This is a genomic window from Acinetobacter sp. AS167, assembly GCF_037152175.1.
Lineage (GTDB): Bacteria > Pseudomonadota > Gammaproteobacteria > Pseudomonadales > Moraxellaceae > Acinetobacter.
On record NZ_JBBCMP010000005.1, the window covers coordinates 98,296 to 123,525 of the forward strand.

A 25,230-nucleotide genomic window follows, 5' to 3' on the forward strand; every position below is an offset into this window, starting at 1 on the left:
GAATTAGGACCTGTCAAAACCTAAGCTTTTTTATAGTTATCCCGATTGATGTAAATCATCAGCAATAAAACTGGGGGAAGCAAAAATAACCACAGTAGTGCAAATTTATATACGATTGCGGCAACTGCGCATCCCAGTGCAAAACTCAACATGGTTGGAAAAATTGCAACAATACTCTGTCGAATTTGCAGTCTTTTTTCCTGAGAAGGTTTGGAAAAAAGCTCAGCAATATTTAACATCAATTGTGTTGTAGCACCCGTCATCACGGTTGTTGGTGATTCTTTCGTCCAATGGATACGGTGCATCGCGTTTTGAATCGCCATAGCCGCCACCAACAACATGCCTACAGTGAAACTCATGATGGTATCGTATTTCGGAAAAGGCAAATAAAAGTAGGAACATACGGCGACTATACTAAAAAGCAAAAACATCAGTTTTAGAAAAAACGCATATGAACTGTTTTGATGTCGGATAAACTTTTGATCCAACAATTTGACCGATAAAACTGTAATACAGAACATCGGTAGTGCTGCCAATTTAGCCCAAGCACCTGTTTGACTCTCGGAGACTAAAGCCGCGCCTAATGTTACAAAATTACCTGTCACGTGGGCAGAAAATAAGCCATGCAATGCGAGAAAGCTTGCAGTATCGACATAGCCTGCATTGAAGCTCAATAACTTACTTAGTCTGAATTGCATCATTTGCCCCTTTCTCCTGTTATTGCATCACCCTATCGTTAGGATAATAAGTTTTTAATCATTGGCATGAGTTGTTCGCCAATAACCATCCCCAATAAACCGCATAGGGCCACAAAAGGAGGGGCTGGAGATTTCACATTTAATAGGTAATACAACACGCCAACCAACAACCCAACGGCCAAAGAGATCAGATAGATTTTCATAAATTTCTCCCCCAATAAAATTCCACCTAGTTTCAGATGGAATTTTTTAGGTTGGTTTTAAAAAGCAAAACAAGAACAGCCTAATGCGCCCCAAAATGATTTTTTATCCTGATCATTGATAGGAACATCAAGCATCCATGCATGCGAATGTCCATGCATGCCACAGCTGCTAGAACATGCACACACTGCTGAATCTTTTTGTAAGGGTTGTAAGGAAGGCGCATTACGATTTTCAGAGTGGCGCCACTGCCCGCCAAATCGCTTGACTGGTGACCAATCAGGCGATGCGGGTGGAATCGGTGGATCTTGTTGCTTAAATTCGGCACCCGCATAGACCACTTTACCGTCCATCACCGTCATGACTGATTCAATAAATTGAATTTCATCGCCCTCAACAGTGAGATAGTCATCTGAGAGTACAACTAGGTCCGCATGTTCCCCTGCGACTAAAGCGCCTTTATGGTTTTGCTCGCCTGAAAACCAAGCAGATCCTTTGGTCCATAGTCTTAACGCTGTTTGACGATCAAGTAAGTCTTTCTCATCATATAAAGTAAAACCACCCACGGTTTTACCTGTGGTTAACCATGCCAAACAGACCCAAGGATTGTATGATGCAACACGCGTCGCATCTGTTCCAGCGCCCACTGGTACACCCAACTCAAGCATTTTTTTTACCGGAGGCGTGTCTTTGGCTGCATCGGCACCATAACGCTGAACAAAGATTTCGCCTTGATACGCCATACGGTGTTGAATGGCAATTCCTCCACCGAGGGCACCAATCCGTTCTATGTTTTTTTCTGAAACCGTCTCTGCATGGTCAATAATAAAACGGGTTTCAAATGGCTTTTTACCATTGACACGTTCAAAAACATTGAGCAATCGACTAATGCTTTCATCATAGGTGGCGTGAATTCGAAACGGCCATTTCTTCTCAGACAAATGTTCAACAATAGCTTCTAATTCAGTTTCCATTTTTTCTGGAAGATCTGGGCGAGGTTCATAAAAATCCTCAAAATCACCAGCTGACCAAGTCAGGTTTTCACCCGCACCATTCATCATCAATAATGCATCACCATCGCCAGGAAACGTCATTTCTGTCCATCGTTGATAATCTTCTAACTCTTCACCAGCTTTTTGTGCAAAGAGGTTATAAGCAATACGAACGGTCATTTGATCTTTTTCATGCAATTGATTGATCACTGCATAATCATCTGGATAGTTTTGCCCACCCCCTCCGGCATCTATCGCAGAAGTGACACCGAGCCGATTTAACTCACGCATAAAATGTCGGGTAGAATTCACTTGATCTTCGACGGGTAATTTGGGTGCCTTGCCCAGTGTTGAATACAAAATTGCAGCAGAAGGCGTTGCCAATAATAAACCTGTTGGCTCGCCTTTTTCGTTGCGTTCTATTCTGCCCCCGGGTGGATCAGGAGTATCTTTATTAAAACCTAAGACATCTAATGCTGCTCTGTTCAGCATTGCACTTGCATATAAATGCAGAATAAAAACTGGGGTATCAGGTGCAGCTTTATTGATTTCAGCTAAAGTTGGTAAACGCTTTTCTGCGAATTGGAATTCAGTCCACCCACCGACAACACGTACCCACTGTGGTGCTGGCGTATTTTCTGCCTGCTCTTTGAGTAAGCTTAAAGCATCTTTAACAGTCGGAACCCCTTCCCAACGCAACTCCATATTATAGTTAAGCCCGCCACGGATAATATGGAGATGGCTGTCATTTAAACCGGGAATAACGCGACGACCATTTAAATCAATCACTTTTGTCGAGTCGTTGGCCAACTTCATGATGCTATTTTCATCACCTGTGGCAAACACTTTTCCGTCAGCAATCGCAATTGCATCCACTTCAGGCTGTTTCGAGTCAAGCGTGGTAATTTTGCCGTTCTTAAGAATTAACTGTACATCTGTCATGATCATCTCCATGTAGATGAATATTTATATCCATAAGGTTTATTTTGCTGACACAGGTGCAATAACTTCATGTTGCGTTGTGGTTCTTTCTGGCGCTTTATGTACCATAGTATATGCATAATCTACGCCCATACCGTATGCACCCGAATGTTCACGCACAATGTCCATCACTGCATCATAAGTTTCACGATGTGCCCAATCACGTTGCCACTCAAGTAAAACTTGTTGCCAGGTTACAGGAACCACGCCTGCTTGAATCATCCGTTGCATCGCATAATCATGTGCTTCTTTTGAAGTTCCACCTGAAGCATCGGCAACCATATAAATTTCATAATCACCTTCCAGCATTGCACCAAAAGCGAATGTAATATTGCAAACTTCAGTCCATAAACCCGATACGATAATTTTTTTACGATGATTGGCTGCCAATGCATCACGAACCTTTTGGTCATCCCATGAGTTCATAGAGGTTCTTTCGAGTAAAGGGGCTTCAGGGAACACATTTAATAATTCTGGAAAAGTGTGCCCTGAAAAACTTTCTGTTTCTACTGTTGTAATGGTGGTTGGAATATTAAAAACCTGAGCGGCTTTAGCCAATCCCACCACATTATTTTTTAAAGTTTGACGATCAATTGACTGTACGCCAAAAGCCATTTGTGGTTGTTGATCAATAAAGATGATTTGACAGTTTTGAGGTGTAAGTTGTTCTAAAAATGCTTTATTCATTTTGATTCGCAACACATTTATAAAGGAATTTATATAAAAGCAAAAATACACGTAAACCACTAGACACTATTTTAAATACAAACTGTATCCTAAAAAGATACAATGATTGATCAGCATAGGATGATGCGTTACTTTAATCATTCAAGTGAAGAGTACTTTAAAATTAAATGGATAAATTAGACTGTATCAATACTTTTATTAGTGTCGTTGAATATGGAAATTTCAGCAGTGCATCACGTCACTTAAACATTACTAGAGATCAAGTTGCGAAAAGAATTTGCCATTTGGAAACTATTTTTAATACGGTCCTGTTCATCCGCAATACCCGCAAAATGGATTTAACTCATTCAGGTGAAAAATTTTATCAACACTCTAAAGTCATTATGAGTGAGTTTGAATGGGCAACCAGTGACTTTACCCACGACCAGAAATATCCCGAGGGTAAACTCAGAATCAATGCACCTCATTCATTTAGACATGCGCATCTTACCGAGATCATTTCTAAATTTATGACACAGTATCCCAACATCAAAATAGACTTGTTTCTTTCAGATAAGTTTTTAAATATCAGTGAAGATCAATATGATATTGTTCTCAGAATCAGTCAAGATATTGATCAGCGTAATGCCCACCTGTTTAGTACCTATCATCGACATTTTTATGCAACTACAGCTTATTTTGCAAAATTTGGCGTACCCAATACAATCGATGAGTTAAAACAGCACAGTCTATTGTTGTATTCACAAACCGATTCAAGTACTAAAATTGTGCTGAATAAGAATAAAAAAGAAGAAACTATTTACTGTACGCCGAAATTGACATGCAATAGTGGCGATTTCCTTTTGGATTTTTGTAAACAAGATCAAGGCATTATATTTTTACCCGATTTTTTAGCAAAAAAAGATCAAGATGCTGGAAAAATTGTTCGTTGTTTAGAAGACTATCATTCAAAGCAACTTTATTTTTATGCAATTACGCCATCTCAACAAAAGATTCCAAAAAAAGTGAAGCTCTTTTTAGATCATCTCAAAAAACACTTATCTGATCGCTAAAATATAAAGCTTTGGACCAGACTTTTACCTAAGAACTAAGTATTCACGGCTCATGTTGTATCTTTATACAATACATAAAGCACTTCAATAAAGCGTTGTGTATGCAAATACTCAGCATCTAAGCTTGCAAACTTGACACAGATTTGAATTTTGGACTAAACACATTGTTCTGTAATCGGGTCTGCATATATTCAGCATAAACCGATAGTTTTTCATAAATATGCTCAGAATAAAACATATCTTCGACTAGGTTTTGCGCTTCGGCTAGATCATAAAGATCTGATAAATTTAAAATTTTAGCATTCATTTCTGAAAATTTACGACATAAAGCCACATGAAAATCATCTTTATATTTAAACAAAAGCTTCTGCATGTTTAGTTTATGATCATGATGATCTAATTGCAGATTTAGACCATCTTGATCATTTTCGGGATTTACCAAGAAAATTCGAACCTTAAAAAAACATTCTATTTCAAACAAATAATCTGGATTGATCGGTTGATCTGTAATTAAAAAGATACGATAAACTTCTGCCTGAGTCAGTGCTTTGAACAACTGAAAATAAACAAATTCCTGTGCATCCCATGTTTGATCTTGTAGATCTAAAAATAGATTTAAACTTTCTAGAACGACATCATCCTTGGTCAAGTTCATGGTTTTTTCAACCTGATAATAAGGTTTTAAAATATCTTGAACCTGTGCCGTAAAAAGTGTTGAGTAAAGCACTGTTTGATTTAAATTCGCCAAAATAAACGGTGAAAACAAATAAGCCAGACTTAAATGATTTGAAGCAATTGCAGATTGGATAATCGCTGTACTTTTCTTTTTTGAAAATTCACGTAAGACTTTGGCACGCAACAATGTTGCTTCTAAGTTTACAAATCTTTGATTGAGTTGTTCTATCACCTTTTCAGAGCAACCATGCTCAAATAAAACTTGTGTGAGCACATTCAACTGAGTCGTAACAAACATATCCCTGCCTCATTCTATACTGCATCGCGTGCGACTATTTTGAAAAGAAATCAAAAAGAAATATAGCCACAAAATTTTAGAAAAAATATATAACAGATAGAGCTGTACTGATTGCGTCTGTTATAGTTATTTTAAATACTCACTTGCATTGACCTATGTATAAATCTGAACAACTGGCCCATAGCCTAAAATTATTGATTGAAAATGGGACGTGGAAAGCACATGAAAAATTACCCTCACTACGCCAACAGGTTCAACAATCAGGGTTAAGTCTAATTACGGTGATGAATGCTTATCAAGAGCTCGAAGCGCAAGGCCTGATTTATTCAAAAGAAAAGTCAGGGTATTTTGTGGTAGAACAAAGTTCAGATCATCCCACCACATTACATGTGATTAATGAAACAGTTGAAATTAACTCAATTGTTTTCAAATATTTGAAATCTACACAGTCTGAACACATTATCCCTTTAGGTTCTGCCTTTCCCAATAGCCAGTTGCTCTACTCCGCTAAACTGATACAAACGCTTGGACAACTTGCTCGACAACGGCGTAGCTATGAACAAACTCCAAGTCTCCCGCCCGGAAATTATCAACTTAGAAAAATTATTGCACAGAAATATGCGATGCAAGGCATCCCCACTGATCCATCTGATATTGTGATTACCTCTGGAGGTTTGGATGCATTAAATCTTTCATTGCAAGCACTTACGCAAGCTGGGGACTATATTTTATTACAACAGACGATTTTTTATGGTGCATGGCAAGCGGCTGAACGACTTGGATTAAAAGTAATTACTATTCCAGAGCACCCTGAACATGGCATTGATTTAGATGCATTCGAACACGCAATTTTAAAATATCCAATTAAAGTGTGTTTGATGATGTTAAATGGTCAGAATCCAATTGGCTTTACTGTGAGTGATGAAATTAAATTAAAATTGGCGAAGCTACTCAACCAATATCAGATTTATTTGATTGAAGATGATGTCTATGAAGAACTTTACTATGATCAAAAAAAACCCCTCTCGATGAAGTACTTTGATCAACAAAATTGGGTGCTACATTGTTCTTCTTTTTCAAAAACATTAGGTGCAGGTTTTCGTATCGGTTGGGTCTATGCAGGGAAATTCTCTGAACATATTCAGCACACTCAACTTATGAGTACCCTTTCAGTCAACTCATTTATCCAAAATGCCTTGGTTGAATATCTCTCTCATCGTCATTATGAAAAACATTTAAAAACTTTACGTTCCACCTTACAACGCTATAAAAAACAATATTTTAATTATTTAAAAACCCATTTACCTGAGCAATGCCATGTCAATTATTATCCTTCCGGGTACTTTTTATGGATTGAATTGCCTGAACAGGTCGATAGTAATGACATCTATCAACACATGTTAGAACACGGTGTCAGTGTCGCACCGAGCAGCTTATTTAATATTAGCAATCAACAAAATCACTTTATTCGGATGAATTGTTCATTTGAAATGAATGAAAAGATTCAAAATGCATTAAATGAATTGATTCATATTATTGGTAAATTAGTCGCAACATAAGCTGAATTTTTATAACAGATTCATCATTGCTTACTTATCTGTTATAGTTTTTTTCTAATTTTTTGTATCTACAGTGTGAATTCGTTTCTATCCATAATGAATCTATATTAAGCAGAAAGAGATTTTGCGATGAATGATGACAAAAGCCCTAAAAAACCACAATATGCTGATAGCTCGATTTCAGACAAAGCCTTTAAACGCATGATCATCTGGTTTTTTATCTACTGTAGCCTGTTTTGTATTGGTGTTATTGTCACAATCGGTGCAGATCACGCTGCTTTAAACTAAATCTCAATTGATTTCAAAAGATACGATTGATAAAACACTCACTTAATCAAGTGAGTGTTTTTCCTGTATCTGTTGGCTTAAAAGTGTATAGGCATCTTTAAGATCTTCCCGTCCCATATCCTGTAACATGCGCTGATGCATATTTAAAATATTCACATCTCCACGCCTTGCAGGACCCGTCTGCATTGTTTCAGGATCATTTTGAGTGGCTTTTTTTGCTGTTTCCAAAATTAATGGATACAGTAAATTAAAATCGACCTGCTGTGCATCGACCACTTGTTTAGCCATGTCATAACAATAATTTGTAAAATTACAAGCAAATACCCCTGCCAGATGTAAGCTCAGCCGCTGCGCTGAATTATAGGGATAAACTTGATCGCTTAGACTATTTGCTAGCGTCATTACAGCAGACAAATCCTCTTGTAAAGCCGTTTCAATAAACAACGGGGTATTTTTCCAATCCACTTCACGTTCAAAACTAAAAGTCTGTAAGGGATAAAAAACCCCAGATTTTACATGGTGTTCAGTTAATATATTCAGATTGGTACTGCCTGAAGTATGGACAATCAAAACATCTGAAAGTTGTGAATGAATCATTTGGATGACTTGAGCAATGGCTTGGTCACTCACCGCAATAATCAATAAATCAATTTCAGGATCTATACCTTGCATAATATCAATAGCCTGAGCATTCACCAGCTGGGCTAAGCGTTGTGCTTTGTTTAAATCACGACTATAAATCTGAACAATATGATGTTGTTTTGACAATGCTTTTGCAAAATGTGTAGCAACACGACCTGAACCAACAATACTAATACGCATATCAACATCTAAAACTTTAAATATAGTTACAGCATGCCAATAAAAAAGGGATGAATCAATTCATCCCTCTCAGATCATTTTGATAACTACATCAATTTAATGCATTGTTTAAATAAATAATTCGCTCAGCGGTACGTTTATTAAAACACTTGGTATATTGCATCTCTTTGTTTTGCTGAGACATCGCATCATCCCAATATTGACGTTGTTGCTGATAGGTTTCAATTTCGCTATCTGGAATATCGCCAAAACTTTTCTGTGAAATGACTTTACAATCAACATCACGTTTTTCAAACCATTCTGCTTGATCTTGCTTAAACTGTTCTTTTTGTTCATCACTCAAACTATCCCAAGTCTGGTTTAAACGATCGACTTGTTTGAGTTTTTCTTCATCTAGCTCTTTTTTACGGATATCCATGGCTTTTTGTGCAAGCGCTGTTTGCTCTGCATTTTCAATTTGGTTGACCTGCTCGCGTTCACGCATATCTTTATTTTCTTTCATATAGGCTGCGTATTGCACTGCTTTTACCGTAACAAAAGTTACCCCTTGAATAACTGCATCCTGATTAAGCACATCAAGGGTTAAGCCATCTTTGTCTGTTTTCACAACATTATAATTAAACTTGCCTTTCAACTGATCATTGGCTAGTACCAATTTAGATTCACCAGCTTCGATATATTCACGTATGCTGCGATACCCATCACCTTCACATCCATCCTCACAATCTTGCCCAAATTCTGCATATGAATTTTCAGCACGCTGTTGTAAGCCTTTCGGGAATTGAACCACTAACTGACTTTCACATTCCAACTGATTGGTTTTAGAAGAGTCTTCAGTGATCGTACGAACATTCTTCACTTCAAACTTTAAAGCATTGTTAATTTTCTGAAGTAGTGCTTGGTCAGCTTCATAACCAGAATTTTTAATATTGTCTGCGACTTCACGCAAATACTCATCTTTCAAATATTTTTGAATTTGATTGATATTATCTTGATTGGTACAACTCCACTCTGCAAGCTCAGCATTACCTTCATCTTTTTTCTTTTTGAAGTAATCACAGCCTGACAGAATCAGAGTACTCGAAATCGCAGCAATCATAAATAATGGGTTTAATGATTTATTCATTGTTTATCCGATCATATTTTTATGTGGATCATTTAACCAAATAATTTAAGAATTTTCGAGTAAAAAATAAAAAGCTTCTGGATATTCAGAAGCTTTTTATACAATTTATGCCTGTTTTAGCACCGAACATACCACTTTAAAAGATTATGGTGTCGTTGCACCAAGTACTTCAAACTCAATACGACGGTTTTTAAATTGCCCTTCTTTGGTTGAATTATCTGCAATTGGATTGTCTTGACCATGTCCTTCAGCAGTTAACTGTGAGGTATGTACGCCCTTTTCAACCAAATATGCCACAACCGATTTTGCACGTTTTTCAGATAATTTTTTGTTTGAATCCGCATTCCCAACATTATCGGTATAGCCTTTAACCACGAGTTTTGCATCTGGTAGTTGTTTTAACAAATTCGCTGCTTTATCCAAAATCGCTTTATTGGCTTCTGGAATACCAGAAGAACCTGTCGCAAAATTAATCACCTGTAAATTCAATGCAGCGGCAATATCATTTACATTGGCTTTATCTGCCTGAATGCTTGAAAGTGCTTGGTCTGCTTGTGAATTACTTGTATCTACATTTGCAGCACTGCTTGTTGCAGCTGCATTTGCATCGGCTGTTTGCTCTACAGAAATATGTAGATTAGGAGCAATAGCTTTTAACTCATCTGCCAATTTTTGTGCTTGCGCTAAATTTGGTGTTTGAATGGTAAGTTGATCACCGATCCAAGCCAGTGAAATATTTGGAATACCTTTAATTTTAGCCAACACCTGATCTACAGCATTTTGATCTGGCAAATCAGCGGCATAAGCACTGCTGGCTGTAACTTGACAATGATCGGTTTGACCAAACACTGAGGCAATACTGGTTTTTAAGCTGTCTAATAAAGATTGACTACTCGATTGTGCCTGACAACTTGCTAATTTACCTTCAACATCTGTAGAAATTTGCAGTTCAGCAGCTTGCAAATCAGCAACAGCTTGTGAAGCTCCACTGCTTACTGGATCTCCCCCAGCAGGCGGTTTGCTACTGCATTGTTTAAATAACAATGCGGCCAATCCTGCAATCACCAACAAAGCAATAATTGGCAATAACCAATTGGATTTTTTAGGTTCATCTTGGATCGAATTTGTTGTGATTGTAGACGTATCAAGGGGTACTGGTGTTGGAGATACACTTTGTATAGGTGTGGGTGCCACAGGCTCTACAGGGGGGATAACAGCCTCAGCCACGGGAGCAGCTTGAGTAGTGCCTGCGAAACCAAGACCACCTACACTTAAGCCTAATGTTGCAAATAATCCTGTTGCCCAAGCGGGCAAAGCATCCTGAATATTGTTCCATTGTGCTTTGATAAAATCAAAAATTTCATGTTTACTATCTGAGCCTGCTTGATCTGCAAGCAATGATAAAGTTGGAGCAATAGAATGGTTTAATGTGGTTTCAATGTCTTGAGTTGGTGCATTGCCCGCAACCAAGCCTAAAAAATGCGCGACCGTTTCTGGTTGATGACTGAAAATATCGCTTAAGCGAGGATTTAGATTTTGCTGCAGTGTGTCAATGAGTTCAGGTTTTGATTTTAAAACAGAAAGGAGAATGGGGTAAAAGGCACTTAAAGCACCGATTTTTTCGTCTTGAAACTGAAGATCACCCTGTAAAACTTTTGTGGTCACCCGTTCTTTTAAAAGCTCAATAATATTCATAATTTTGGACACTCCGATTTCATTGTTGTATTTGTCACTTTAATAATCATTTTATTGATCGTTTTTTATTCTAGTGATTAAATTCTAATAGTTATAATAGCTTTTTGTAGCGCAATGTGTTCAATATCTATTTGAAAAGCCAGCTTATGCTGGCTTTTTGTTTACTTTTTTAGGCTTATGTAAAATTTACATCTTAGCCAATAAAAGTATGGAGCACTTTACCAATCATTTTTTGATCGATTAATGGCGTATTTTTTCCATGAGATAAAATACTGTCATTGTTAACAACCCATTCCAAATCTGGATCAACCAAAGCCCAACCCGATTCTTTTACCCAACGATCCGTCATATTGGCCACTTTTGCAGGAGCGAGCGTGACTTTTTCAACCCATTCTAAAGGCTCAAACAAACCTTCACGGACCAATTGAACCCCAAAAGAGACATAAGTATCAAATGCGCTAATACCGGGTAACGTCTCGGCAAAAGGCGCTAATTTCGCAGAACCACTCAAAGGTTCATGATGCGTACAAATCGCATCAATCACACCGTCTTTGACGCCTTGGCGCAGTAATTCTTTATCTTTTTCAGCACGTAATGGTGGGCGCACATGTGCCAAAGAGTTAAAACCATCAATTAAGTGTTCTGTTAAATGCAATTGATGCATTGCAACATCTGCTGTCACTGGCAAACCTTTGTTTTTTGCAATTTTAATCAACTCTACAGATGCACCACTTGAAAGCAAACCAAAGTGCGCTTTGACGCTTGTCGCTTCAATCATCAATAGGTATTTCGCAATAGCAACTGTTTCAGCCAGTGCTGGAATCATTGGTAATCCCTGACGTGAGGCAATAAACCCCTCATGTACACAACCATCTTTTGCGATCTGGTGCTCTTCTGGATAAAACACTACAGTCATGTCTAAACCAGCCGCATATTCCAAGGTACGCAGAACCACATCATCGTCTTTAAAAGTAGCATAGGCATTTGAAACAGCAGTACACCCCCCCTTTTTTAAACCTGCCATATTTGCGGGTTGTTTACCATTTAAACCTTGGGTTTGTGCACCAATCACTTGTAAATGAATACCACCATCTAACATGGCCTTTTCTACCAGTCCATGAATCAAAGCACCATTATCTTGCACGATCGGCTTTGAATCAGGTGGGGTAAATACATGCAAAATACCATTTTCACGTGCGGCTTTACCTTCTGACTTCAAGGTACCATGCTGTTGCTGACCTGGCTCGCGTAACCGTGCACACAAATCCACCATGGTGGGTATCAACCATTTGCCTTGTCCGTCAATTGTATCTACAACATTGGCAGATGATTCGACTATTTTTCCATGTTCAACATAAACCGTTTGTACAGTGTCAGTTTTTTTTATTGGGTCTAAGACACGTACATTTTCAATTTTTACACTACTCATGACTTTATCCTTCACCTTAAACCGCAATTGCTTCTAACAAACCTTTCTCTTGCAACTGACCTTGCATTGCCAAAGCCAAAACAGCCATTCGCACTGCAATACCATTGGTCACTTGATGCAAAATTACCGACTGTGCACCATCAGCAATACTAGAATCAATCTCTACACCGCGGTTCATCGGTCCCGGATGCATAACAATACAATCAGGTTTAGCCATGGCAAGACGATCTTTATTTAAACCATACATTTTGTAAAATTCAGCTTGTGACGACAAAGCTGGTGAATCAATACGTTCATTTTGAATACGTAAAGTAATGATCACATCACAGTCTTTAATGCCTTCATCCATTTTATTGAACAAGCGAACACCTTCACCATATTCGTCAAAACCACACGGAAGCAAAGTATTTGGTGCAATTACACGGATATCTTTGCAACCTAAAGTCTGCAAAGCTGCAATATCTGAACGTGCAACACGCGAATGCTTAATATCACCAATAATCGCCAGACTAATGTCTTCAAAATTCTTTTTCGTTTCACGGCGAATGGTTAACATATCTAACATTGCTTGAGTTGGATGAGCATGACGCCCATCTCCAGCATTGATGATTGCAACATGCGGACAAACTGTTTCAGCAATAAAATGTGCTGCACCTGATGAAGAGTGGCGTACAACAAAAATATCTGCTGCCATCGCTTCGAGGTTCCATAGCGTATCGCGCAATGTTTCCCCTTTTGAAGTACTTGATCGTGCGATATCAATGTTCAATACATTTGCAGATAACCGTTTTGCAGCCGCTTCAAAAGTAGTTCGTGTACGTGTCGAATTTTCAAAGAATAAGTTCATCACTGTACGACCTTCTAAAAGTGGTGTCGTTATCAGTTGATTTTGATCATTTATAAAGGAATGGGCTGTATCTAGAATTTTAGTGAGGGTTGCTTTAGAAAGACCTTCGATGGTGAGGAAATGCTTTAAGTTTCCGTCATTATTGAGTTGAATCTGACTCGGTGTATGCAATGCCGCCAAGTGCATGAGAGATTCCTTAGAGGTTAAGTTAACGTATTATACAGATTTTCTTTTTCTTTGGCAGTTGAAGTTTTGGACAAATAGTCATAAAAGTCAGCGATCAAATTTTAAATTTGATCTGCTTTAAGTCTGCCAGTTTGAACGTTAAGTTCATTAATTTTTCTCGAAGTTGCTGAATTATATTGATGTAATCAATATCTGATTGATCTTTTAAAAGCTTGATATAAGCATCTATTCTCAGCAAGGATTGATTACGCCATTTAAGTAATTCTGCTATTGGATGGTAAATTTGTGGATCAAAATCATGCAATTGATATTCCAATATTTTTATATTGCTTAATGTCACATCATATTCTTTTACACGTTTTAAGCACTTTAAGGTATCTTCTAAACGAAAGCGGATCTCATGTTCACAAAGAAATTTTAAATGTGGCAAATCCTGTTGAGCAGCAAAATATTGTGCCAATGGCAGAGTAAAATCCTCATAAGGATACCAACGCCCATGCGCACAAGAGATCAATTCTTTATATTTTTTCTGTTCAATCCACAGGTTAAACACAGCAGCCTTTGCTTGATCATAGTGTCTTAATCGCAGTTCAGTTTGTTGTTCCGACTCATCAGCGGTACCCACGTAAATCATTTGGTTGTTTTTTAAATATTTGCTAATTTCTGCATTTAATTTCGTATAACTCAAGAGATTGTCTCACAGCTTATCCTCAGCTTAAAAATACTATAAATGAGTTTTAATTTTAATCACACTGTATCAATCAAGCTCTAACCCAATAGTTAGAGCTTAATGCCCGACCTATCTCAATGCACCAATATAGTGATGTGAAACTTGTGCTTGATAAATTTCTTCTTCTGTTGCACCAGAAACATATGCTTCCTCGCTTTGTTCAACTTGCGTTGTTGTTAGCATATTCACAGAAGAAACTGGTTGTTCCTGTTCTAATAAATGCTGTAAGCGCAAGGCATGCCGATTTAATTCTGGATCTTGAGTCGCCAATGACATATCAATCACATACTGTGCATAGCTTTTATTATCCACTAAATACATTACATCAATAACGCGCCCTGTCACACGTCTTAATCGCGTTAAGATTAATGCCCCAATGGAAAATGCATCTGCATGTGCAATAAATCTGCTGTTGTTAAGATCTTGCATAGAAATCCCCGTATTTATTAATTCATTAAAAATTCAATTAAATTTCTGAGCCAATACGGTGGATAATTAAGCAAATTGTGTACCAAAATAACGCCATTAAATGAAATAATAATGCATACACATTATTCTCTATTAAAATCTTGCCTACTAAAAATCGCCCTACACATTGCGGAGCGTCAAATAGATCTATAAATTACTCCGTCATGAAATTTGCTCTCATCATCATAAATCAAGAACTACATGTGTGCTTTATTCATAGATGATTCATCTATATAAATTACAATACTGCATGCAAATTTTTCTTGTTCTTAAATGATTTCAGTAACGCAAGAATTTTAAATCAAATTCTAATGATAAAAATAGCGCCAACACATTTCCAATGAAATTAAAATCAATAATAGCCCCATCACGATATTAAAAAGACGCGCCCGATTTCCTGTATTTAAAAAGCTTGCTAACTTTTCACCAGCAATCCCCCATAGCAATAAAGATAGATAACAGACGACAAAATAAATCACTACAAAAACCAATAAAACAGCATGAATATGCCCCGTTGAAAATAGCCCTGTACCCGCCACTGCGGCAATCCATGCTTTGGGATTTAGCCATTGCATTAACGCACCTTGTATAAAGGTCGGTATTTTTGCTTCATCTTGGGATTGACTAGAGATAATTGTCCCTTTTGCACGTAGAATATTCAGTCCAATCCACAACAATAAAACTGTACCTAAAATCGTGATCACATCAAGAAGTACAGGATAAACCACAATCATTTGATACAAACCAAAACAGACCGATGCCAATAACAAGGTAAAACCAATGGTCGCCCCTGAGATAAATGCAAAAGTTGCTTTTACACCATAATTCATACTGCTGGTTAAAATAGTTAAATTCACAGGTCCTGGTGAAATCGACATAGACAGCGAAAAAATAAACATTGAAACAATAAGACTAAGCATTTTTTAAATTCTTTATTCGATCTTATCTACATATTGATATTTGAATATATTTCAAGCAAAAAAACCAAATTTTTAACTGAATTTAGTACTTTTTATAAAATTTCGGACTTAAAAGACCATTCTATAAGTTTTCGTCATTAAAATACGCTAAAATACGCGATTGCTTTTTTAATGTCTTTGGAAATATTCATGAATTCGAAACCACGTCTTTCTACATATTGGGTTACCTGTGCAGATGGACTAGAAACCTTACTGCAAGAAGAAATTCAAGGTTTAGGGATTCAAGATATTGAAAAATTTCCTGGGCGTTTAATTTTTAAAGGCAAACTCGAAGATGCATACCGTGTTTGTATGTGGTCACGTTTGGCTTCTCGTGTACTGACACCGATTCATGTTCATGAGCTTGAGTTTACCCATGATGCACGTGACGTTGCAGAAGAACTTTATGAAGGTGCGATCAATTTTGATTGGTCACTTATTTTTGCACCACAAAGTACTTTCGCGATTCGTCTTCATGTAGAACGTGATATTAAAGTCAATACACAGTTTGCGACTTTACGTGTCAAAGATGGTGTGGTTGATTCCTTCATGGAAGCTGTAGGTAAACGTCCAAGTATCGACATTAAACAGCCTGAAATTACACTATATGTACTTGCTGGAAAAACTGAACACACCTATTGTTTAGATTTATCTGGGGATTCTTTACATAAGCGTGGCTATCGTCGTTTTATGACAGATGCCCCAATAAAAGAAAACCTAGCAGCTGCTATCTTACAAAAAGCACAGCTTAAACAACGTAATCCAGAAATTATTCTCGACCCAATGTGTGGTTCAGGAACCTTTATTATTGAATCATTGATGATCCTGACTGATCGTGCACCTGGTTTAGTACGCCGTTTTGGCTTTAATGGCTGGAATGGACATGACCATGAGTTATGGATGTCGATTAAAGCTGAAGCAGCTGAACGTCATAAAGTTGCCTTAGAACAACCTTTGCCTAAATTCTATGCCTATGACGCAGATTGGGAAGCAGTAAAAGCAACCAAACAAAATATTATTGCTGCTGGATTTGAGCAACAACTGGATCAAATTCAAATTGAAGAGCGAACTTTAGCCGATTGGCCTGATTTCCAAGCAGAAGGAAAAACTTCATTTATTGTCACCAACCCACCATATGGTGAGCGTTTAGGGGAAAAGGCTTCTAACCGAGCTTTGTATCTGGGCCTATCCGCGCTTCTACAAAAGAATTTCCCCAATCAGCATGCTGCGGTTATCGCAGCTGCTGTTGAACAAGCAGATGTATTGGCGTTTAACAATCCACAAATTTTACGTTTAATGAATGGTAAATTACCAATTTACATTCGTTTTGGTGATATTAAGCCTGCTGCAGTGGTTAAACCTTTCCTTGCAGATTGGCAACCTCAACAATTTGAAAAAATTGAAGGTGCAGAAGACTTTACCAATCGCTTGCAAAAAAATATGCAAGCTTTAAAGAAATGGGCTGTAAAAGAAAATATTTACTGTTTACGTCTCTATGATGCAGATTTACCAGACTTCAATGTCGCTGTAGATTTGTATGGTGATCGTTTACATGTTCAAGAATATGCACCACCAAAAACCATTGACCCAGAAAAAGCCAAAAAACGTTTTAACCTTGCTTTGGCTTCAATACGTGCTGTAACAGGTTTAGGTCGTGATGCGATCTTTATTAAAACCCGTGCCCGTCAAGAAGGTAAAACCCAGTATGCAAAACAAAGCACAGCATCTAAACGTTTTATTGTTCAAGAAGGTAAAGCCAAGATTTTAATCAATTTGACTGATTATTTGGATACTGGATTGTTCCTAGATCACCGTCAAATGCGTCTGCGCATTGCAGCTGAAGCTAAAGGAAAACATTTCCTTAACCTATATAGTTATACCTCTACAGCAAGTCTACACGCTGCTTTAGGCGGTGCTGCAAGTACCACAAGTGTTGACTTATCCAATACTTATTTAAACTGGTCTAAAGAAAACTTTGTCTTGAATGGCTTAACGGTTGATCATCCTGATGAACAGCATCAATTTTTCTCAAGCGATTGTTTTGAATGGTTAAAAGAAGGTCATGAACAATATGACATGATTTTTATTGATCCACCAACCTTCTCAAACTCAAAGAAATTCTACGGTACTTTTGACGTGCAACGTGACCATATTTCTTTACTTAAACGTGCAATGAACCGTCTAACTACAGAGGGAACTTTGTATTTCTCAAATAACTACCGTGGTTTTGAGATGGATGAAGAAATCGATGCAATGTTCGATGTACAGGAGATCACCAATGAAACGATTGGCTTAGATTTCAAACGTAATCAAAAAATTCATAGAGCCTGGAAAATTAAACACTTCCCTGTTTAATTATGTTAGACCTCGGACTTATTTATAAGTCACGGGGTCAATTTCATGTCCTATATAAAGTGTAACGCGATCTTGGGTTGTAATTCGGACATCATGGCGTTGATATGGATTATAACCAACTTCGCTTATTCTATATTTTTCAAGTGGTTTTAAATATTTATCCCCAGGTTGATTTGGATCTGGGTCTTTTTTCTGCCACTCGAAATCAGTTAAAACTGTAGAATAAATTTCATCTTTTTTAGCATCATCTGACCTTTCCTGAGCAACTTGTTTATGCAAATTATTTTGCTCTTCTACAGGTTGTTGTGCATTTTCCTTTACAGCTTTAATAATAATAGGTGACAGTTTAACCACACCTACAGATTGCTCTGCAAGATCTTGATCATCTAATTTATCTGCCAATACCTCTACCGAACTGAATGCCATCAAGAGAAAACCGAATATTTTTAAATAATCAGATTTATCCTTATCTTTGATCCTCATGATCAACGTTTCCTTTCTTATTATTCCTCACTGAAAAAACTATCAATTTTTGACCGTTTTTTCAATAAATTCATGAAAAACCCGATAATAGGTAAAACCTAAATCAATACACATAAATATTTGATGATTAAAATAATATGATGAAAAGACCAAGCTATGCCGATTAGTGGTTTAGGATGGTTTATAAATCTATGCATTCCTATAGCTCTGGATGCTTGATTGGGGGATTAAACAGGCTTTAAACCTTTGCATCAATTCTACGATGTGTAGTGTTTTCCCTATTATGCGGAAAGTCTTAATGTGGCATTCTACTGCTCAATCAACCTCATCTCCCCTTCACAAGTGTTATCCATTAAGATTACTTACCTTTTGAGCCAATGCTTACACTTATGTAGAACGCTAAAAAGTCCTAAAGCTTGCAATACCATACCTTATATTCAAAGTTTAAATACCTTTGCGTAGGCTATGTCTCACTTTTCGTAAGGGTTGCCAAACCTTACACTGTAAACAAAGCAGTGCTTTGTTTTTGCTCATGGACGGGGGTACGTCCTATACCCCCGCCCAACTGTGACATCCATGTCGCCCCATGATTAAAACAACCATCTATGATTCAAAAGTACAAAAAACGAATTGTTAACCAATAGTTTCTAAAAGTTCATTTAGAAACATAAGCTTCATTTATGATCAATGACTTGATGGAAACCACTTGTATGAGTAATTAGCTGGTTTGACTATATAACACGTAAAAATATAAATACTTCTCTACTAAAAAAGCCAACTACCTTGCGGTAGTTGGCTTTGGTTATACAGCTAGATAAATTAACTTAGTTTTAATTTACCAAAATTAAGTTGACCATGTTCAGCACTGATTAAAATGGTATCACCTGCTGTAAATTGACCAGCAAGAATTTGCTGAGCCAATGGATTTTCAACCTGTTGTTGAATCGCACGTTTAAGTGGACGTGCACCATATACAGGATCAAAACCAGCATCAATCAGAATATCAAAGGCCTGATCATCGACTTTCAACCCAATATCTCGTTCAGATAAACGTGAACGTAAGCGATTCAATTGAATATCTGCTATGCCACGAATTTGTGATTTTTTCAACGAGTGGAATACCACCAACTCATCGATACGGTTAATAAACTCAGGACGGAAATGTTGTGATACGGCATTCATCACCGTTATACGAACATCCTCATCACTCGCACCTTCACCGAGCTCACGTACATCACTTGAACCTAAATTCGATGTCATCACAATCACGGTGTTTTTAAAATCAATCAGACGGCCTTGTGAATCAGTTAATCGTCCATCATCCAACACTTGTAATAAAATGTTGAATACATCTGGATGGGCTTTTTCAACTTCATCAAATAACACCACACTATATGGTTTACGGCGTACTGCTTCAGTTAAAACACCACCTTCTTCGTAACCAACATAACCCGGAGGTGCACCCACCAATCGACTAACCGAATGCTTTTCCATAAACTCTGACATATCGATACGAATAATTGCATCATCACTGTCAAATAAGAAATTACCTAAAGCCTTGGTTAACTCAGTTTTACCCACCCCTGTTGGTCCAAGGAATAAGAACGAACCACTTGGGCGATTTGGATCAGATAAGCCCGCACGTGAACGACGAACTGCATTTGAGACAGCAACCACAGCTTCATCCTGTCCCACCACACGGTTGTGTAAAAAATCTTCCATATGGAGTAATTTTTCACGCTCGCCTTGTAGCATTTTTGATACAGGAATACCAGTTGCAGCACTGACTACTTCTGCAATTTCATTTTCAGTCACTTTGGTACGAATCAGTTTCGGTTCTTCATTGACTTCCGCTACCTCTTCCTCACTCAAGCGTTTTTGCAATTCTGGAATCACCCCATATTGCAAACGACTTGCTTCAGCCAAATCACCCTCACGTTGCGCTTTTTCAAATGCAGTACGGGCTTTATCAAGTTCGATTTGCGCCTGATTTGTACCATCCACTAAACGCTTTTCAGCAATCCAAATTTCTTCCAAATCACTATATTCTTTTTCGACATCTGCAATTTGTTTTTCCAAATGCTCAACTTCAGCTTTGCTGACTGAATCTGCATCTTTTTTTACCGCCTCCAATTGCATTTTTAACTGGATTAAACGGCGGTCTAAACGGTCAAGTGGCTCAGGTTTAGAGTCAATCTCCATTTTAATACGTGATGCTGCTTCATCAATCAAATCAATCGCCTTATCTGGCAATTGGCGATCTGTAATATAGCGATGTGACATTTTCGCCGCTGCAATAATTGCAGAGTCGAGAATTTGAACACCATGATGTGTTGCATATTTGTCTTTGAGACCACGCAAAATTGCAATGGTATCTTCAACACTTGGCTCATCTACCAAAACTTTTTGGAAACGGCGTTCCAAAGCTGCATCTTTTTCAATGAATTGACGATACTCATCCAGTGTCGTTGCACCCACACAACGTAATTCACCACGTGCCAATGCAGGTTTTAACATATTACCTGCATCCATCGCACCATCACCCTTACCTGCACCAACAAGCGTATGTAGCTCATCAATAAAGAGAATGATTTCACCATCAAACTTCGCTAGATCCTTGAGTACTGCTTTTAAACGTTCTTCAAACTCACCACGGTATTTTGCACCAGCCAGCAACGAACCTAAGTCTAGCGATAAAACACGCTTACCTTTTAAGCCTTCAGGCACTTCACCATTGATAATACGTTGTGCCAGACCTTCAACAATCGCCGTTTTACCTACCCCAGGTTCACCAATCAATACAGGATTATTTTTAGTACGACGCGACAACACTTGAATAGTCCGACGAATTTCTTCATCACGGCCAATCACAGGATCGAGTTTACCTTCCGCAGCACGTGCTGTTAAATCTATGGTATATTTATTAAGTGAATCTCGTTGATCTTCATGGTTATTTGCCATAACTTGTTCGCCACCTCGAATATTTTCAATTGCTTTGCGTAGTTTGTCAGTCGTGACACCTACGCTTGTTAACAATGTTTTGGTAGCACCTGTTTCAGCAAGTGCCAAGATTACCCAATCAGTAGATAAAAATTCATCTCCTGCTTTTTGAGCAAAGCTATCTGCCAAATTAAGCGCACGTACAGCTTCTGGATTTAAATTAATATCTCCAGTTGGTGTTCCAATTTTGGGCGCATCTGTTAAGGCTTTTTGCAATTTTGTTTTTAACTCAGGTAGATTGGCGCCTGACTGTTGCAAAAGACTAAGATTAGATGGTTCTTCCAATAAAGCGGAAAGAATATGAATACCCTCAATTGCGGTATTATCATTACCCATTGCCTGAGATTGTGCATCAGATAAGGCTTGCTGCAGGCGGTTCGTAAATTTTTCAAATCGCATTCTTGTTATTCCTCACAACAAATTTTGTACTTGAATAATAAATGGGAACGTTTTTTTCGATTTCAATAGCAATAATGAATTAATTTATATATTTTTCAAAAACTTACCAAAATACTTAGAATGGATTTCAGTATTAATATCTGTGCTGAAACGTTATTTTTCAAGTAAGCTTATGGAAAAATATAGAGAATTAGTTTTTTAAACGTTTGTATTTTCAACGATATGCTTTAGAGTAAGGAGTATTGAGAGATTTTAGTATAATAACAATGTTGACTTTCGGTAAATCATTATCTGTATTAATTGCAGTATCTGCACTGTATGCCTGTGGCTACAAATCGCCAAATAGTGAAGAATTTCCCCACAAACATATCCAGCAATTAACACCGAATATATCAGGCATAGAATTCACATGGTTTAAAACGCCTGATGACATGAATAGAAAAGCCCTCAATGAAAATTTTATTGTTTACAATTGCCCTGAAAGTCATATAAAACAAAATCCTGTAAAGAATTTTAAAATATGTACTTACGATCTAAATCATGATCAACAGATTCAGCCTCATTTCATTGCTGCACAAACAAATCAATTGATCGATCAAATTGTCGCCTTAAATCACAATCACTTTCTCATCACTATAAAAACCTTTCAATCTGGTGTGAATGATCCAATGCAAGCTTATTTATTCAATGCACAGACACAAAATTTAACGGCCATGACTTCGTTTTCCTATGCTGCATTTTCTCAGACAATTTTAGAGCAAATGGTGCAAGAGAAAACATATCAAAAGAAAGTCTTAGAATATGACACAACAGTTTATTTTGATCCTCAATATATTTCGGCCAAAGCAGCCGCAGAAGCTCAAAAAGAACATAAACAACAGCAGCAATCTGTAATCAAAAATTTCAAAGATATTTTTAGAGACAAGCCTGAACAACCAAAACGTGATTTTTCACCAGATGATTATCCTGCTCAACCTGCCGAACCTTTTAATTTAAAACTCATTCAACAATTAAGGCTCTATCTACAACAGCACCAAGCAGAATGTTATTTAATTCTTGAACACGAAACACGGCTCTTAAAAACACCTCAAAGTTATCTCTATAGTCGCGATTTTTCCAAATTTCTGCCACAGTTGAAAGATGAGATAAGACTGCCTGAATGCAAAAAGCCAGTAGAGTTACCCACTGTAAATGCCAAATATCTAAAATATCAAAGTATTGATGATGTTCAAGGTTCAGGAAATCATTATATATTCTGGTTTACACCTATTGGCTATGACGTATTTGAAATCAAACAACATGGGCAAAATAAACAATTTAAGCTGCCCATTGACACTGCTTGGATATATCAAATTAGAAATAAACTGATCATCTCGGTTGATCAAACTTACTACATCATTCCACTTTCTTAATGAAGCATTTTAACCTCATAAAATTTTAAGCTACACAACCTATTAAACTTTCAATGCACTTACACTTCTGACTTGGTTGCAGAACTTTGAGAAACTGCGCTTTTCGCTGCGACATTTTGGGTAATCCATACATTTCCACCGATTACAGCACCCTGACCAATGGTAATACGCCCAAGAATAGTTGCACCTGCATAGATCACCACATTATCTTCTACGATTGGGTGACGTGCATATTCTTTCTGTAAACGCCCAAAATCATCGATTTCAAAACGTTTAGCGCCAAGCGTTACGGCTTGGTAAATTCGCACATTTTTACCAATAATACAGGTTTCACCAATCACCACACCTGTACCATGATCAATAAAGAAACCTTGATCGACTTGTGCGCCTGGATGTATATCAATGCCAGTTTTTGAATGTGCAATCTCAGCAATTAAACGTGCCAACAGTGACAAGTCTTTTTTATAAAACTCATGTGCAATTCGGTGGTAAATAATTGCCAAAATACCCGGATAACACAATAAAACTTCATCGACACTTCGTGCAGCTGGATCACCATCATAGGCTGCAATCACATCTGTATCTAAAATTCGGCGTAGATCTGGTAATTTTTGTGCAAATTCACTGACGATACTTTGTGCCAATACCTCAATTACGTCGGCATTTTCGTTGTGCTTTTTATATTTATAATCATAAGTTAGATTAAGTTTGACTTGCTCCAATAATGAGTGCAAAGTTTTCTCAAGTGCATGTGCAATATAAAAATTTTCACTTTGTTGGCGTAGATCAGGTGGCCCTAGTCGCATAGGGAACAAGATACCACACAGATCATTCATGATTTTCTTAATTTCATCTTTTGAAGGTAATTCCCTACCGCCAAAGTCTTTTAAGCTTTTACGTTGAGTACGCCATTCATTACGAGCTTGTTGTAGCTCATCCACAATATTGGGGATATTCCATTGGGTCATATATTTACCTACTGAAATGACTTTTCACAATCCATGCGCTTAACATGAAATTTTATTATTCACTTTGAATATGTAAATACTATTTTATTAGCAATCTTGTAGATAAACATTCTTCGTATAAAGATATCTTTAAAAATCATTTAAATCTTATTTCAAAATAAGAATAAGCAATTCAATTTTTATTAATTTATTGAATATATAAAATCATTATAGTTGTTATCAATACATCTGATACATCAAGACTTAGATGTAATTCTAAGTTTGAAGAAAGGCAACTGAAATGACGAGTTTAAATCAACAACACTTTACCGAATTAACAACGGCTCAAATTGAAAATATCTTTGAACAAGCAAAACAACGTGTTGAAGATCATTATTTAGAATTTACGGGAACAATTTTACCTCATGAAGCATGGGCATTGTTTAAAGCGGGTCATGTGGTGATTGTCGACGTACGCACCAACGAAGAACGTAAATTTGTCGGCTATGTAGAAGATACTATTCATATTCCTTGGGCGACAGGAACTGCGCTGAACCGCAATCCACGCTTTGCCAAAGAACTTGAAACTAAAATTGGAAAAGACAAGATCATTCTACTGCTTTGTCGTAGTGGCAAACGTTCCGCAGCTGCTGCAAATGTGGCTTTTAATGCGGGTTTTGAAAATATTTACAATATCGAACAAGGCTTTGAAGGTGACCTTGACGAAAATGATCATCGTGGTTCTTTCAATGGATGGCGTTTCCACAACTTACCTTGGCGTCAGGAATAAGGCTCTTGCTTTATTCCTCTTATGAATTTTTATAAGCAGTTGATAATGATTAAAAACGCTCTTAATTAGAATCAAATTAATGCAATAAATACCGGTCACAATTAAACACCAATAGCAAAATTCTTACTTTATTGGAGATGATAAAAACAGC

At 37.4% G+C, this 25,230-nt stretch carries 22 protein-coding genes; 6 read left to right on the forward strand and 16 right to left on the reverse strand.

Going from position 1 to position 25,230, the window contains the following annotated elements:
* Window positions 1–20: 20 nt before the first annotated feature.
* From WFN33_RS10820 to WFN33_RS10835, 4 genes are read right to left on the reverse strand one after another with little or no spacing between them, the layout of a single operon-like run.
* Window positions 21–701 (reverse strand): YoaK family protein, encoded by a 681-nt coding sequence (locus tag WFN33_RS10820; RefSeq protein WP_004721072.1) that lies wholly within the window; start codon window positions 699–701, stop codon window positions 21–23.
* Between the two features lie 35 nt (window positions 702–736).
* Window positions 737–901, reverse strand: a complete 165-nt coding sequence (locus tag WFN33_RS10825) for a DUF1427 family protein (RefSeq protein WP_004721074.1) — start codon at window positions 899–901, stop codon at window positions 737–739.
* Window positions 902–958: 57 nt separating this feature from the next.
* Window positions 959–2,833, reverse strand: a complete 1,875-nt coding sequence (locus WFN33_RS10830) for an amidohydrolase (RefSeq protein WP_336953089.1) — start codon at window positions 2,831–2,833, stop codon at window positions 959–961.
* A 39-nt stretch (window positions 2,834–2,872) separates the two neighbouring features.
* Complete coding sequence (locus tag WFN33_RS10835; protein ID WP_004821006.1) at window positions 2,873–3,559, reverse strand: hydrolase; 687 nt, start codon at window positions 3,557–3,559, stop codon at window positions 2,873–2,875.
* A gap of 167 nt (window positions 3,560–3,726) precedes the next feature.
* Between WFN33_RS10835 and WFN33_RS10840 the strand changes: the two genes are divergently transcribed.
* Window positions 3,727–4,611, forward strand: a complete 885-nt coding sequence (locus tag WFN33_RS10840) for a LysR family transcriptional regulator (protein ID WP_336953092.1) — start codon at window positions 3,727–3,729, stop codon at window positions 4,609–4,611.
* Window positions 4,612–4,729: 118 nt separating this feature from the next.
* Here the strand turns inward: WFN33_RS10840 and WFN33_RS10845 are convergent, their stop codons facing one another.
* On the reverse strand, window positions 4,730–5,584 hold the full coding sequence (locus tag WFN33_RS10845; RefSeq protein WP_336953094.1) for a hypothetical protein: 855 nt from the start codon (window positions 5,582–5,584) through the stop codon (window positions 4,730–4,732).
* Between the two features lie 155 nt (window positions 5,585–5,739).
* Between WFN33_RS10845 and WFN33_RS10850 the strand changes: the two genes are divergently transcribed.
* Window positions 5,740–7,143: an aminotransferase-like domain-containing protein gene (locus WFN33_RS10850; RefSeq protein WP_336953095.1), complete on the forward strand. Its 1,404-nt coding sequence runs from the start codon at window positions 5,740–5,742 to the stop codon at window positions 7,141–7,143.
* 129 nt (window positions 7,144–7,272) lie between these two features.
* Window positions 7,273–7,431, forward strand: a complete 159-nt coding sequence (locus WFN33_RS10855) for a hypothetical protein (protein ID WP_004721086.1) — start codon at window positions 7,273–7,275, stop codon at window positions 7,429–7,431.
* A gap of 42 nt (window positions 7,432–7,473) precedes the next feature.
* Here the strand turns inward: WFN33_RS10855 and WFN33_RS10860 are convergent, their stop codons facing one another.
* From WFN33_RS10860 to WFN33_RS10895, 8 genes are all read right to left on the reverse strand, one after another.
* Window positions 7,474–8,253 carry a Rossmann-like and DUF2520 domain-containing protein gene (locus tag WFN33_RS10860; protein ID WP_336953096.1) on the reverse strand — a complete coding sequence of 260 codons (780 nt, stop codon included), beginning with the start codon at window positions 8,251–8,253 and terminating at the stop codon, window positions 7,474–7,476.
* A 91-nt stretch (window positions 8,254–8,344) separates the two neighbouring features.
* Window positions 8,345–9,379: a DUF1311 domain-containing protein gene (locus tag WFN33_RS10865; RefSeq protein ID WP_336953097.1), complete on the reverse strand. Its 1,035-nt coding sequence runs from the start codon at window positions 9,377–9,379 to the stop codon at window positions 8,345–8,347.
* Window positions 9,380–9,523: 144 nt separating this feature from the next.
* Window positions 9,524–11,074 carry an OmpA family protein gene (locus WFN33_RS10870; RefSeq protein ID WP_336953098.1) on the reverse strand — a complete coding sequence of 517 codons (1,551 nt, stop codon included), beginning with the start codon at window positions 11,072–11,074 and terminating at the stop codon, window positions 9,524–9,526.
* A gap of 193 nt (window positions 11,075–11,267) precedes the next feature.
* Window positions 11,268–12,503 (reverse strand): dihydroorotase, encoded by a 1,236-nt coding sequence (locus tag WFN33_RS10875; protein ID WP_336953099.1) that lies wholly within the window; start codon window positions 12,501–12,503, stop codon window positions 11,268–11,270.
* Between the two features lie 16 nt (window positions 12,504–12,519).
* Window positions 12,520–13,536 (reverse strand): aspartate carbamoyltransferase catalytic subunit, encoded by a 1,017-nt coding sequence (locus WFN33_RS10880; protein ID WP_004721095.1) that lies wholly within the window; start codon window positions 13,534–13,536, stop codon window positions 12,520–12,522.
* A 94-nt stretch (window positions 13,537–13,630) separates the two neighbouring features.
* The gene (locus tag WFN33_RS10885) at window positions 13,631–14,224 is read right to left on the reverse strand and encodes a hypothetical protein (RefSeq protein ID WP_336953100.1); all 594 of its coding nucleotides are present in this window, start codon (window positions 14,222–14,224) and stop codon (window positions 13,631–13,633) included.
* Window positions 14,225–14,335: 111 nt separating this feature from the next.
* On the reverse strand, window positions 14,336–14,695 hold the full coding sequence (locus WFN33_RS10890; RefSeq protein ID WP_336953101.1) for a hypothetical protein: 360 nt from the start codon (window positions 14,693–14,695) through the stop codon (window positions 14,336–14,338).
* Between the two features lie 347 nt (window positions 14,696–15,042).
* Window positions 15,043–15,654, reverse strand: coding sequence for a LysE family translocator (locus WFN33_RS10895; RefSeq protein ID WP_336953103.1), 612 nt, complete (start codon window positions 15,652–15,654; stop codon window positions 15,043–15,045).
* A gap of 189 nt (window positions 15,655–15,843) precedes the next feature.
* On the opposite strand from WFN33_RS10895, the gene rlmKL reads away from it, so the two are divergent.
* Entirely contained in the window at window positions 15,844–18,048 is a 2,205-nt protein-coding gene (rlmKL, locus tag WFN33_RS10900) for a bifunctional 23S rRNA (guanine(2069)-N(7))-methyltransferase RlmK/23S rRNA (guanine(2445)-N(2))-methyltransferase RlmL (RefSeq protein WP_336953105.1), read from the forward strand.
* Between the two features lie 18 nt (window positions 18,049–18,066).
* Here the strand turns inward: rlmKL and WFN33_RS10905 are convergent, their stop codons facing one another.
* Together WFN33_RS10905 and clpB are read right to left on the reverse strand one after the other, a co-directional pair.
* Complete coding sequence (locus tag WFN33_RS10905; protein ID WP_336953107.1) at window positions 18,067–18,531, reverse strand: hypothetical protein; 465 nt, start codon at window positions 18,529–18,531, stop codon at window positions 18,067–18,069.
* Between the two features lie 819 nt (window positions 18,532–19,350).
* Entirely contained in the window at window positions 19,351–21,930 is a 2,580-nt protein-coding gene (clpB, locus tag WFN33_RS10910) for an ATP-dependent chaperone ClpB (RefSeq protein ID WP_336953109.1), read from the reverse strand.
* A gap of 266 nt (window positions 21,931–22,196) precedes the next feature.
* On the opposite strand from clpB, the gene WFN33_RS10915 reads away from it, so the two are divergent.
* On the forward strand, window positions 22,197–23,342 hold the full coding sequence (locus tag WFN33_RS10915; protein ID WP_336953111.1) for a hypothetical protein: 1,146 nt from the start codon (window positions 22,197–22,199) through the stop codon (window positions 23,340–23,342).
* A 59-nt stretch (window positions 23,343–23,401) separates the two neighbouring features.
* Here WFN33_RS10915 and epsC read toward each other — a convergent pair whose 3' ends face one another.
* Window positions 23,402–24,310: a serine O-acetyltransferase EpsC gene (gene epsC, locus WFN33_RS10920; RefSeq protein ID WP_336953113.1), complete on the reverse strand. Its 909-nt coding sequence runs from the start codon at window positions 24,308–24,310 to the stop codon at window positions 23,402–23,404.
* Window positions 24,311–24,590: 280 nt separating this feature from the next.
* On the opposite strand from epsC, the gene WFN33_RS10925 reads away from it, so the two are divergent.
* Entirely contained in the window at window positions 24,591–25,079 is a 489-nt protein-coding gene (locus WFN33_RS10925; RefSeq protein WP_004721117.1) for a rhodanese-like domain-containing protein, read from the forward strand.
* The last annotated feature ends 151 nt before the right edge of the window (window positions 25,080–25,230 follow it).

Coding starts and splice junctions, on each gene's coding strand:
- WFN33_RS10820 (WP_004721072.1), bottom strand. CDS start 701: ATGATGCAATTCAGACTAAGTAAGTTATTGAGCTTCAATGCAGGCTAT.
- WFN33_RS10825 (WP_004721074.1), bottom strand. CDS start 901: ATGAAAATCTATCTGATCTCTTTGGCCGTTGGGTTGTTGGTTGGCGTG.
- WFN33_RS10830 (WP_336953089.1), bottom strand. CDS start 2,833: ATGACAGATGTACAGTTAATTCTTAAGAACGGCAAAATTACCACGCTT.
- WFN33_RS10835 (WP_004821006.1), bottom strand. CDS start 3,559: ATGAATAAAGCATTTTTAGAACAACTTACACCTCAAAACTGTCAAATC.
- WFN33_RS10840 (WP_336953092.1), top strand. CDS start 3,727: ATGGATAAATTAGACTGTATCAATACTTTTATTAGTGTCGTTGAATAT.
- WFN33_RS10845 (WP_336953094.1), bottom strand. CDS start 5,584: ATGTTTGTTACGACTCAGTTGAATGTGCTCACACAAGTTTTATTTGAG.
- WFN33_RS10850 (WP_336953095.1), top strand. CDS start 5,740: ATGTATAAATCTGAACAACTGGCCCATAGCCTAAAATTATTGATTGAA.
- WFN33_RS10855 (WP_004721086.1), top strand. CDS start 7,273: ATGAATGATGACAAAAGCCCTAAAAAACCACAATATGCTGATAGCTCG.
- WFN33_RS10860 (WP_336953096.1), bottom strand. CDS start 8,253: ATGCGTATTAGTATTGTTGGTTCAGGTCGTGTTGCTACACATTTTGCA.
- WFN33_RS10865 (WP_336953097.1), bottom strand. CDS start 9,379: ATGAATAAATCATTAAACCCATTATTTATGATTGCTGCGATTTCGAGT.
- WFN33_RS10870 (WP_336953098.1), bottom strand. CDS start 11,074: ATGAATATTATTGAGCTTTTAAAAGAACGGGTGACCACAAAAGTTTTA.
- WFN33_RS10875 (WP_336953099.1), bottom strand. CDS start 12,503: ATGAGTAGTGTAAAAATTGAAAATGTACGTGTCTTAGACCCAATAAAA.
- WFN33_RS10880 (WP_004721095.1), bottom strand. CDS start 13,536: ATGCACTTGGCGGCATTGCATACACCGAGTCAGATTCAACTCAATAAT.
- WFN33_RS10890 (WP_336953101.1), bottom strand. CDS start 14,695: ATGCAAGATCTTAACAACAGCAGATTTATTGCACATGCAGATGCATTT.
- WFN33_RS10895 (WP_336953103.1), bottom strand. CDS start 15,654: ATGCTTAGTCTTATTGTTTCAATGTTTATTTTTTCGCTGTCTATGTCG.
- rlmKL (WP_336953105.1), top strand. CDS start 15,844: ATGAATTCGAAACCACGTCTTTCTACATATTGGGTTACCTGTGCAGAT.
- WFN33_RS10905 (WP_336953107.1), bottom strand. CDS start 18,531: ATGAGGATCAAAGATAAGGATAAATCTGATTATTTAAAAATATTCGGT.
- clpB (WP_336953109.1), bottom strand. CDS start 21,930: ATGCGATTTGAAAAATTTACGAACCGCCTGCAGCAAGCCTTATCTGAT.
- WFN33_RS10915 (WP_336953111.1), top strand. CDS start 22,197: ATGTTGACTTTCGGTAAATCATTATCTGTATTAATTGCAGTATCTGCA.
- epsC (WP_336953113.1), bottom strand. CDS start 24,310: ATGACCCAATGGAATATCCCCAATATTGTGGATGAGCTACAACAAGCT.
- WFN33_RS10925 (WP_004721117.1), top strand. CDS start 24,591: ATGACGAGTTTAAATCAACAACACTTTACCGAATTAACAACGGCTCAA.